3 protein-coding genes are annotated in these 1803 nt (G+C 76.4%); all 3 read right to left on the minus strand.

Annotated features, from left to right (window positions below):
* Positions 1-59: 59 nt before the first annotated feature.
* Positions 60-773, minus strand: a complete 714-nt coding sequence (locus G3I53_RS14205) for an aminoacyl-tRNA hydrolase (RefSeq protein WP_164438406.1) — start codon at positions 771-773, stop codon at positions 60-62.
* A 33-nt stretch (positions 774-806) separates the two neighbouring features.
* Positions 807-1031 carry a hypothetical protein gene (locus tag G3I53_RS14210; RefSeq protein ID WP_164333750.1) on the minus strand — a complete coding sequence of 75 codons (225 nt, stop codon included), beginning with the start codon at positions 1029-1031 and terminating at the stop codon, positions 807-809.
* A gap of 18 nt (positions 1032-1049) precedes the next feature.
* On the minus strand, positions 1050-1803 hold a 754-nt coding region (locus tag G3I53_RS14215; RefSeq protein WP_164438407.1), incomplete at its 5' end, for a polysaccharide deacetylase family protein.

Here is a 1803-nt window from a genome sequence, read left to right on the forward strand (position 1 = left end):
CGGCGGGAGCGCTGCGTGGGCGGGGGCGCCCGCCCGGGCAGGGCGAGGGGCGGGGCGGGCTACCGCAGTGCGGGATGCTCCGCGATCACCGTGCAGGAACCGGGGGCGATCTCGGTGAAGCCGGCGTCGCGGACCCGGGGGAGGCGGCTCGCCGTCAGGGCGGCCCAGTGGGCCGGGCCGGGGGTGCGCACGGCGAGCGGGAAGCCCGCGTCGCGCCAGGCGGCGCGGTCGTCGTCGCCGAGCTCCAACCAGGCCAGTTGCGCGCCGTGGCCCGCCTGGGCCATCGCCTTGCCGGCGGACATGTCCAGGTCCGGGTTCATCCACAGGACGGGAACGGACGGGTCCGGGGGCGCGGGCGCCTCCGGGTCGTCGAGGTCGGTGCCGGAGACCTGGAGGCGGGCCAGGTCCTTGGGCCAGCCGTCGAGGGGAACCGGCGGGAAGACGCGGACCTCGGCGGACGCGCCCGTGACCGTGAAACCCGGCAGGGCCTCCGCACGCCGCCACTCGGCACCGCGGGCCCGGCGCACCACCTTCCGGATCCGGCCGTCCTGCCAGGAGCGCACGGCGTCCGCCCACTCGCCCTCGCCCGTGGAGCGCGCGTCGGTCAGCATCAGCAGCACGGCGCGCGCGGCCGTCTCCAGCGCGTCGGTGCGGGCCGGCGGCGACGCCCGTTCGATGCGGACCACGAGGGGCAGCACGAACTGGGGCGCCGTGTCGCGGTCGCGGGAGGCGTGGCGGAAGGGACTGTCGGCGGGCTTCTGATCGGTGCTCACGGATCCAGTCTGCCAACCCGCAGGCGGGCTCCGTCAGCCCGAGCAGGAGGTCCGTTCCGCCTCGCGCCACTCGCAGACCGGGCACAGGGTGATGCCCTTGTAGGACTCCGGGTACTCGGTCGGCTCCCGGCACAGCACGCACTCCGCGTACGGCGGGCCGTCGGCCCGGGGCGGGCGGGCCGCGTCGATCAGGCAGTAGTCGTCGGTGCCGGCCGCGGCCTGGGCGCCGGTTCCCGTGACGGTGTCGGTGTCGCTCATGTGTCCAGCGTAGGACGCTCAGCGGCGTCCGCCCCGCGCGGCGATGAGGTCGGAGACCTTCACGAAGCGGTAGCCCCGCCGGCGCAGTTCGGGGACGACCGTGCGGACCGCCCGCTCGGTCGCGGGGGCCGCGCTGCGGGTGCAGTGCAGGACCACCACCGAGCCGGGCCGTACGCCGTCCAGCACCTGCCGGGCCACGGCGTCGGGGTCGGTGGCGAAGGCGTCGCCGCCGACCACGTCCCACTGCACGGCCGTGACACCGGTCGGGGTCAGCGCCTTGAGCGCGGCCCGGTCGTAGCAGCCGCCGGGGAACCGGAAGTACGGCATGGGGTCGGCGATCCCGACCTCGCGGAACGCGGTGTAGGCGCGCTCCACGTCGGCCCGCATCCGCTCGCGCGGGACGGTCGGCAGGCCGTAGCAGTCCCCGGTGAAGGCGTAGTGGCTGTAGGAGTGGTTGGCGACCTCGAACAGCGGGTCCCGGCCGAGGGCGCGGGCCTGGTCGGGGTACTCCTCGGCCCACCGGCCGGTCATGAAGACGGTGGCCGGGACCCGGAGCCTGCGCAGGGTGGCGATCAGCGCGGGGTTGTCGAAACGCTCACCCGCCGCCGCCCGCGGGCCCTGGTCGGCGGTCATGTCGGCGTCGAAGGTGAGGGCGACCGTGCGTTCCCCGGTGCGCGGGGCGTTCTCGAACACCGGTGTCAGGCCCGCCGGCCCGGGGGCCAGGGTGGGCCGGTGCGGCGAGGGTGCCGCGGAGGGGGCGGACGGCGCGGGG

Source organism: Streptomyces sp. SID14436 (assembly GCF_010548465.1).
Lineage (GTDB): Bacteria > Actinomycetota > Actinomycetes > Streptomycetales > Streptomycetaceae > Streptomyces.

What these genes read in the sequence shown, in the direction of transcription:
- G3I53_RS14210 (WP_164333750.1), bottom strand. Translation starts at nt 1,031, where the DNA reads ATGAGCGACACCGACACCGTCACGGGAACCGGCGCCCAGGCCGCGGCC.